The sequence below is a fragment of the Streptomyces sp. 13-12-16 genome, from assembly GCF_002114215.1.
In the GTDB taxonomy this organism is placed as follows: domain Bacteria; phylum Actinomycetota; class Actinomycetes; order Streptomycetales; family Streptomycetaceae; genus Streptomyces.
In genome coordinates, this window is sequence record NZ_NCTE01000189.1 from 1 (window position 1) to 7,267 (window position 7,267).

Genomic DNA, 7,267 nt, shown 5'->3' on the forward strand with positions numbered 1-7,267 from the left:
CACCCGACGCCGGGCGCGGGACCGCCGGCTCCTCACGGCGCCCGGCGGCGGCGCGGGCGGCCCCGGCCCGCTGGATCTGCCGGTCGATCCGCCGCTCGTGCGCGATGCCGATCAGCGCGGGCAGGGTCATGAAGACGAACAGGCCGAGGACGGCCACCATCGAGGTCAGTGCTTGCATCCACGTCGTATCCATGGACACCACTGTCCCGCCCGATGCTCCTTACCGGCAGTGGCAGGACTGCCGTACACCCTCGATTTACTGCCAAGGACGCGGCACACTGGAGTCATGCTCCAGAACGTGGCCGCCGTCCTCCTCGACGGTGTGAACCCCTTCGAACTCGGTGTCGTCTGCGAGGTCTTCGGCGTCGACCGCAGCGACGACGACCTGCCGGTCTACGACTTCGCCGTCGCCTCGGCCGACGGTCCGTCGGTGCGCACCAACACGGGCTTCTCCCTCCAGGTCGAGCACGGTCTGGAGCGTCTGGAGACCGCGGACCTCATCGCCGTGCCCGCCGGTGCCTCCTACGTCTCCCGGGAGTTCCCGCCCGAGCTGCTGGACGCCCTGCGCAGAGGGGTGGACCGGGGCGCACGGGTGCTCAGCGTCTGCTCCGGGGTGTTCGTGCTCGCCGCCGCCGGGCTCCTCGACGGCCGGCGCGCCGCCGCCCACTGGAAGCACGCGGAGGAGCTGACCAGGCGGCACCCCCATCTGACGGTCGAGCCGGATGTGCTCTACGTCGACGAGGACCCGGTGTTCACCTCCGCGGGCACCGCCGCCGGCATCGACGCCTGTCTGCATCTGGTGCGCAAGGAGCAGGGTCCGGAGGTCGCCAACAAGATCGCCCGGCGCATGGTGGTGCCCCCGCACCGCGACGGCGGGCAGGCCCAGTACATCGAGCGCCCGCTGCCGCAGTCCGGGGGCGACACCGTCTCCGAGGTGCTGGTGTGGATGGAACGGCACCTCGACGAGGAGACCACCGTCGAGCAGCTCGCCGCCCGCGCCCACATGTCGCCGCGCACCTTCGCCCGCCGCTTCCAGCAGGAGACCGGCACCACGCCCTACCGCTGGATCCTGCGCCAGCGGGTGCTGCTGGCCCAGCGCCTGCTGGAGGCGACGGACGAGACGGTGGACGCGATCGCGGGCCGTACCGGCTTCGGGAACGCGGCGGCGCTGCGCCACCACTTCGTCCGCACCGTCGGCACGACGCCCCAGGCCTACCGGCGTGCGTTCAGGGGCCCGCAGGCCGCCTGAACGCACGCCGCGCGGGTCAGCGGGGCACCGCCCGCAGCATCAGCCGGCGCGGCCGGAGCGTGATGCCGATCCGGGGCCCGGCGTCGGAGCCGGGCGCGTGGTCGAAGCGGTAGGCGGAGGCGACCACCGCGGTGATGAGCGTGAGCTCGGCCATCGAGAAGTGGTCGCTGGGGCACTTGCGGTTGCCCACGCTGAACGGGCTCATCGCGTACTTGGGCACGTCCCCCGCCCGTCCGGGGAGCCAGCGGTCGGGGTCGAACTCCTCGTGCCGCCCGTACGACCGCCGGTCGCGCTGGATCGCGTACGGACTGTAGATGAGGTCCGCGCCCTTGGGAATGCGGTATCCCCCGAGTTCCGTGTCGGTCACCGCGCGGCGCGTCAATATCCAGACGGCCGGATACAGCCGCAGGGTCTCGGTGACGACATTCGCGGTGTACGTCAGCTTCCGGACGTCCTCGAATGCGACCGGGCGGTCACCCACGACGGATTTCACCTCGTCGCGGATCTTGTCGCCGAGTTCCGGGTGTTCGGTGAGAACCAGGAGGAGCGACATGATCGTGGATCCCACGGTTTCGCTGCCGGGGGTGAGTATGGCGATGACCTGGTCGTGGATCTCCTGTTCCCCTATGGGCTCGCCATTCTCGTCCTTCGCCTCCAGCAAAGCCGTCAGCAAATCGTTCGGTTTTTGACCGCTTACCCGTCGGTCGGCGACGATCTCGTCGACCAGGACGTGCAAATCGGCCAGCGCGCGGTTGAATTCCCGGTTGGCCGGAAGCGGCACCTTGTAAAGCGGTCCGAGCGGTACCACCATGCGCTGGTACATCCCGCTGAACAGCGTGGTGAGGTCGGCGCAGATGCGCTCCGCCCGGTCGTCCATGTAGCTGCCGCGCATCAGGCAGCGGGCGGCCACCCGGACGGCCACGCGGAAGGACTCCGCCGTGACGTCCAGCACCTCGCCGGAGCGCCAGCGCTCCACGAGCGCGTACGCCTCCTCCGCCATGATCGGCCCGTAGGCGGGGATCGCGTCGAGCTTGAACGCGGGCTGGATGGTGCGGCGCTGGCGCCGGTGCAGCGGGCCGTTGGCGGTGGCGACGCCCTCCTTGCCGAGCAGGTCCTCCAAGGACTCCCAGAGTGGTCCGGCGATGATGTAGTCGGGGCTCAGCGCCACCGCCCCGGTGAGGGCGGGGGTGGTGACGGCGTACACCGTCTTCGGTCCGAGCTTGAGGCGCACGACGTCGCCGTGGTCGCGCAGCCGGGACATGAAGGACAGCGGATCGCGCGCCAGTTTCCAGCCGTGGCCCAGGACGGGGACGCCCCCGCCGGCCACGGGAGGCTCACACAGTCCGGTCTCCTCGGCCGTTTCGGGGTTCACCGACTCGACGGTCATGACTCACCTGCCGTTTCGTTGTCGACGTACGGGGGTGTGGACCGGTCGTCCCAGCTGTCGACCCGGTACCGGCCGGACTCGTGGTGGAACCAGTAGACGGAGCTGAACCAGTTCCGCATGTTGCCGACGCAGGCGCGCACGGCGGCGCTCTTTTCCTTTCCTCCCACCGTGCCGTCGTCGAGGGCGTCCGCGAAGTGCAGGGCGTCCCGTTCGGCGTCCTGGAATTCGCTGATGCATTCCTCGACGCGGCGCCTCACGTCCGTGATCGCCTCTTCGAGTGTGAGTTCCTCGTGGACGATGAGGCTGATGCCGAGATTGTGTACCTCACTGCCCGCTATTTCCTTCGGCAGGGAACAGAGGTCGTTGTACCAGGCGGCGAATTCCTGACTGAGCAGTGCCGCCTTCCGGTAGGCGGGATGCTTCCGTACCTCGTCCGGCAGTTCGCTGCCCGCGCTCGGTTCCAGGAGATCGGTCCAGATCCAGTGCGCGAAGGTGAGCCGGCGCAGTTCCAGGTATTCCTCGACGGTGGGGACGATTCCTTCCGTACGGTTGTGGAACTCCCGGTCGTACGCCTCGATCACCTCGTGGAAGTGCCGGGCGAACCGGTCGTTCCAGCCGCCCGGCAGGAACGCGTACAGCCGCTCCACGCTGTCCGCGAGCCCCGCCACCACCGGATCCTCGTGGTCCAGGTGGTCACCGGGGCTGTCGAGGGCCCTGTGCAGCCGGTCCTTCAGCCGCAGCCAGGCGGCCGGGCGGCCGTGCACGATGTCGCGGTCGTGCCGGTCGTCCCAGACGAAGAACCACGCGCTGTAGTCCGCTATCGCCTGCAGGACGTCGTCGGGGGCGCCTATGTAGTAGCCCGCCATGAGATCGGTGTAGCACAGGCCATCGGCATATTCCTCCACCTTGTCCGCCGGCATGAGCCGCTTTTCGAGCAGCCACGCCCTGGTCGCCTGTTGAAGTCGGGGCCAATACGGGTGGAGTTGCCGGGGAAACGCCGCCTCGATCACCGGAAGAGACAGCGCCGGTGGAACTGCGATGGTGGTCGGTGTCGATGTGGTGCCGTGTGACAAAGCATGCACGAACAATCCCCTCTCTGCCGCCAGTCGGCGTGCGCCCACCCCCGAGCCGGGCGCACGCCGTGCGTATCCCCGCACCTCCATTCAGCACCACAACTGACCGTTCTGGGAACGGATTTGCTTCTTTCACCACTACGGAGGTCGGACAGATGAACGGCGCCCGATCGAAAAGGTGCTCGATCGGACGCCGTTGATGAGGAGAGGGAGGGGCCCCGAGGGCCGGTCAGTCGTTGGCCACCACGGGGTAACGCGGCTCGTTCTCGGCCATCTGCCGCAGCGCGTCCTTGCGTTCACGCTTGGACAGCCGGTCGATGTAGAGGTAGCCGTAGAGGTGGTCGGTCTCGTGCTGCAAACACCGTGCGAAGTAGCCGGTGCCGCGCACCCGGACGGGGTTGCCCTTCTCGTCCTGGCCGGTCACTTCGGCGTAGTCGGGGCGGGCCAGCGGCATGTACGCCGTGGGCACCGACAGACAGCCCTCGTTGCTGTCGTCCAGCCGGCGCCGCTCGGCGGGCAGTTCGACCAGCTTGGGGTTGCAGATCACACCGACGTGCCGCACGCCCTCGTCGTCCGGGCAGTCGTAGACGAAGACCTTCTTGTCCACGCCGATCTGGTTGGCGGCCAGGCCCACGCCCTCGGCGGTGCGCTGGCTGGCGAACATGTCGGCGACCAGCTGCTGGAACTCGTCGCCGAAGTCCGTGACGTCCTCGCACTCCTGGTGCAGCACCGGGTTGCCGACCACGGTGATCGGGCGCGAGGTACCGCGCTCCCGCCACGCCGTCTCGCGCTCCTCACAGTCCTCCGTGTCGATGACGTACCCCTCGCCGTCGACGGGGAGCACGCCCGCGTGCTGCTGATCGGTGTCCTGCTGAGCCATGACCGACGTGTGCCTTCCTGGAAAAACAAGGGTGTGATGCTGATACAGGGTACGGGGAAGCGCTCCCTGGGGGGCGCGGGACCGTATCGACATGCGGCTCCGCCGCGTGGGCGCGATCAGCCACGACGAATCCGCGGTCGGTCGGCAACCTCAGCAGACCTCTTCGAGGTCCCGCCAGTCACGCGAGTCCGGACTGTCCGCGACCCACCCGTCCAGCAACCCCCGTACGAGAGAGGCGGGGGCGGCAACGCCGCATTCCCGCTCCGGCACCCACGACTGCCCGTCCGTCCGATGCCCCAGCGGCCCCGGGTGCCCCGGCTCACTGTGATCGTGCGGATCCAGATGCTCGCCCTCCCCCTCGTCCGACGGCATCCGCGACTCCGAGCACATCCGGCACAGCAGCCGTACGGAGGACGACCAGTCCTCGGCCGCGAACCCGGCGTCGGAGGCCAGCTGCTCCAGCGCGTCCCGGTCGGCCTCGGTCGCGGCCTCCAGCAGCACCACCCAGGTCGGCACCGGCGAGGGCGCCCACAACTCGATCTCGTCGAACACCGGGTAGGTGTGCCCGGCGGCGGTGCTCCGCTCCCCGTGCGGCACGCCGTCGTGCAGGACGACCTCGCCCCAGCGGCGTCCGGAGGACGGCAGCGGAATGGACAGCACCTCGATCCGGGCGGGGTCCAGCCTCCTCCCCCACACCACCTCCGCCTCCCCCTCCGGGGACAGCCGTACGGCCGCGCTGCCCAGCTCCATGCCGAGGGGCTCGCCGGAGTCGGTGGCCGGGCCGGGCACCTTGAGCCCGTAGGCCTGCCAGGCCCGCCGGGCCAGCGGCCAGTCCTGCAGGGCGGTGGCGGCGATGCCGACGTTCCACCAGTCGGGAGCGCCCGTGTCACGGTCGAGCAGCGCCACGGCCCGCAGACCGGCCGACCGCGCCTGCTCCCAGTCGTGCCGGAACTTGTGCAGCAGCGCGAGGTTGAACCAGGACTCCGACAACCAGGGCTCCAGGTCGACGGCACGGGTCAGCAGCGCGCCCGCGTCCTCGTACCGGCCGTCGCCGATGAGCGTGAACGCACGGTCCGTGGCCTGCCGCCAGGAGGCGGAGGGCCGGTGCCGTCCCTTGCCGAAGATCCTCACGATTCCCGCCTGCCAGTTCCGTCGGTGGGCTGGCCGTACCGGTCCGCGCCCCCGGACACCCTCTCCTTCGCATCCAACCACGTACGGCCGCGAGGGCGCTCATTACCCATGGGTTACCCAGCCTCGGCCGGGGTCAGACAGTCCCGTTCGTGGCCCTCGCCACGTTCGGCCCTGGTGTTCACGCGTCCCCTCCGTGTTCCGTGACAGCACCCGGGTCAGTGCTTCGACCACCTCCGGCGCGTACTCCCCGGCGGTTCCCAGGCGCAGTTCCTCCAGCGCGGTCAGCGGCCCGCCCGGCCCTCCTTCCCTGGACTTCTCCTCGTACGCGTTGACCACCCGGACGATACGTGCGGCGAGCGGCTGTTCCCGGTGCGGGTCGGCCTGGCGTTCGACGATCGCGGCCACGCGCGGGTCCACCCCGGTCTGGCGCACCACGGCGCCGCCGAGCAGCGCGATCCGCCGCTGCTCGGTGACCGGCAGGACGGCGGTGGCGCCGTCGGGGACCGGGTCGACGAGGCTGAGCTGGCCGATGTCGTGCATCAGGGCGGCGTACTCCAGCACGGTCAGTTCGGGTTCGGTCAGCCCGAGGTCCCGGCCCACCGCCCGGCTGAGCGCGGCGACCCGGCGGGCGTGCCCGGCCGGGGTGTATCCGGCGATCTCGGTGGCCCGCGCGAGGGAGGTGATGGTCTGCCGGTAGGTGGCGCGCACGGCGGCGTAGCGCCGGTAGGAAAGCTGTGCGAGCAGCAGGGGGACGGAGAAGACGGGCAGAGCCCACAGCCCCACGACCGCGACCCCGAGCGCCATCACCGCGCCCGTGGCGATGACGGCGGCCCCGATGCCGGGCACGGCCCGCAGTTCGTCGCGCAGCGTCGGCAGGAAGGGCCAACCGGTGCGGGAGTGTGCCAGTGCGGCGGCCAGGACGGCGTCGCACAGCGCGGTGAGGGAGAGCAGGGAGAGCAGGAGCAGCGCGTGGGCGGGGCCGTCCCAGCCGTCGAAGGTGCCCCGGTTGTACAACGGCTGGAAGCACACGGCGACGAACCCGACGGTCAGCACCCTGCGGGCCGACGGGTCGAGGCCGGGTCCTTCGCCGCGCCCGACGTGCGGCACGCTGCCGAGCAGGGACGCGGCGAGCACCACGGTGACGACCTGGGCGGCGCCGTGGTGGGTGGGCCGGGCCGCGGTCTCGCCGAGCAGGGCGTACGACAGTGAACCCGCGGCGGCGAGCGGCGCGGCCTCCCTGATCCGCGTCCCGTTGCGCCGGGTGAGCTCGCCGACGGCGATGAGCACCCCGAAGACGAGGGCCGTACCGCGGTCCTCGACGCCGTTGTAGAGCGTGCTGCCCAGGGAACCGGCTGCGAGGACGGCGGCGCACAGGTGCACGACGGTGTGGAGCCGGGGCCTCATCGGCCCACCCCGGGCCGGCCGGCGACCGGCCCGGCGGCTCCGGGCACGGCCGCGGGCCGCATGTCACCGGTGGCGGACCGGGTGCCGTCGGCGCCGGACGGCATGTCACCGCCGACGGGCCGCGTGTCATCGGCAACCGATCG

At 70.7% G+C, this 7,267-nt stretch carries 7 protein-coding genes; 1 reads left to right on the plus strand and 6 read right to left on the minus strand.

The genetic code is table 11. The features are described 5' to 3' along the window. Positions 1-193: hypothetical protein (locus tag B7767_RS08645; protein ID WP_085571656.1), on the minus strand; the 193-nt coding region annotated here is incomplete at its 3' end. A gap of 93 nt (positions 194-286) precedes the next feature. Between B7767_RS08645 and B7767_RS08650 the strand changes: the two genes are divergently transcribed. Further along, a complete protein-coding gene (locus B7767_RS08650; RefSeq protein WP_085571657.1) occupies positions 287-1,249 on the plus strand; it encodes a GlxA family transcriptional regulator in 963 nt (320 codons plus the stop codon). A 16-nt stretch (positions 1,250-1,265) separates the two neighbouring features. On the opposite strand, the gene B7767_RS08655 is transcribed toward B7767_RS08650, so the two are convergent. The 5 genes from B7767_RS08655 to B7767_RS08675 all read right to left on the minus strand — a co-directional run bounded on the left by B7767_RS08655 (position 1,266) and on the right by B7767_RS08675 (position 7,124). Further along, positions 1,266-2,636 carry a cytochrome P450 gene (locus B7767_RS08655; protein ID WP_085571658.1) on the minus strand — a complete coding sequence of 457 codons (1,371 nt, stop codon included), beginning with the start codon at positions 2,634-2,636 and terminating at the stop codon, positions 1,266-1,268. Beyond that, positions 2,633-3,718 (minus strand): epi-isozizaene synthase, encoded by a 1,086-nt coding sequence (gene cyc1, locus B7767_RS08660; protein WP_107485920.1) that lies wholly within the window; start codon positions 3,716-3,718, stop codon positions 2,633-2,635. The genes B7767_RS08655 and cyc1 overlap by 4 nt, the downstream gene beginning before the upstream one ends. A gap of 220 nt (positions 3,719-3,938) precedes the next feature. Then, positions 3,939-4,589 carry a peptide deformylase gene (gene def / locus B7767_RS08665; RefSeq protein ID WP_085571660.1) on the minus strand — a complete coding sequence of 217 codons (651 nt, stop codon included), beginning with the start codon at positions 4,587-4,589 and terminating at the stop codon, positions 3,939-3,941. Positions 4,590-4,739: 150 nt separating this feature from the next. Next, positions 4,740-5,720: a hypothetical protein gene (locus B7767_RS08670; RefSeq protein ID WP_085571661.1), complete on the minus strand. Its 981-nt coding sequence runs from the start codon at positions 5,718-5,720 to the stop codon at positions 4,740-4,742. 102 nt (positions 5,721-5,822) lie between these two features. Then, positions 5,823-7,124, minus strand: a complete 1,302-nt coding sequence (locus B7767_RS08675; RefSeq protein ID WP_085571662.1) for an HD-GYP domain-containing protein — start codon at positions 7,122-7,124, stop codon at positions 5,823-5,825. Between the last annotated feature and the right edge of the window lie 143 nt (positions 7,125-7,267).

What these genes read in the sequence shown, in the direction of transcription:
- B7767_RS08655 (WP_085571658.1), bottom strand. Translation starts at nt 2,636, where the DNA reads ATGACCGTCGAGTCGGTGAACCCCGAAACGGCCGAGGAGACCGGACTG.
- def (WP_085571660.1), bottom strand. Translation starts at nt 4,589, where the DNA reads ATGGCTCAGCAGGACACCGATCAGCAGCACGCGGGCGTGCTCCCCGTC.
- B7767_RS08650 (WP_085571657.1), top strand. Translation starts at nt 287, where the DNA reads ATGCTCCAGAACGTGGCCGCCGTCCTCCTCGACGGTGTGAACCCCTTC.
- B7767_RS08675 (WP_085571662.1), bottom strand. Translation starts at nt 7,124, where the DNA reads ATGAGGCCCCGGCTCCACACCGTCGTGCACCTGTGCGCCGCCGTCCTC.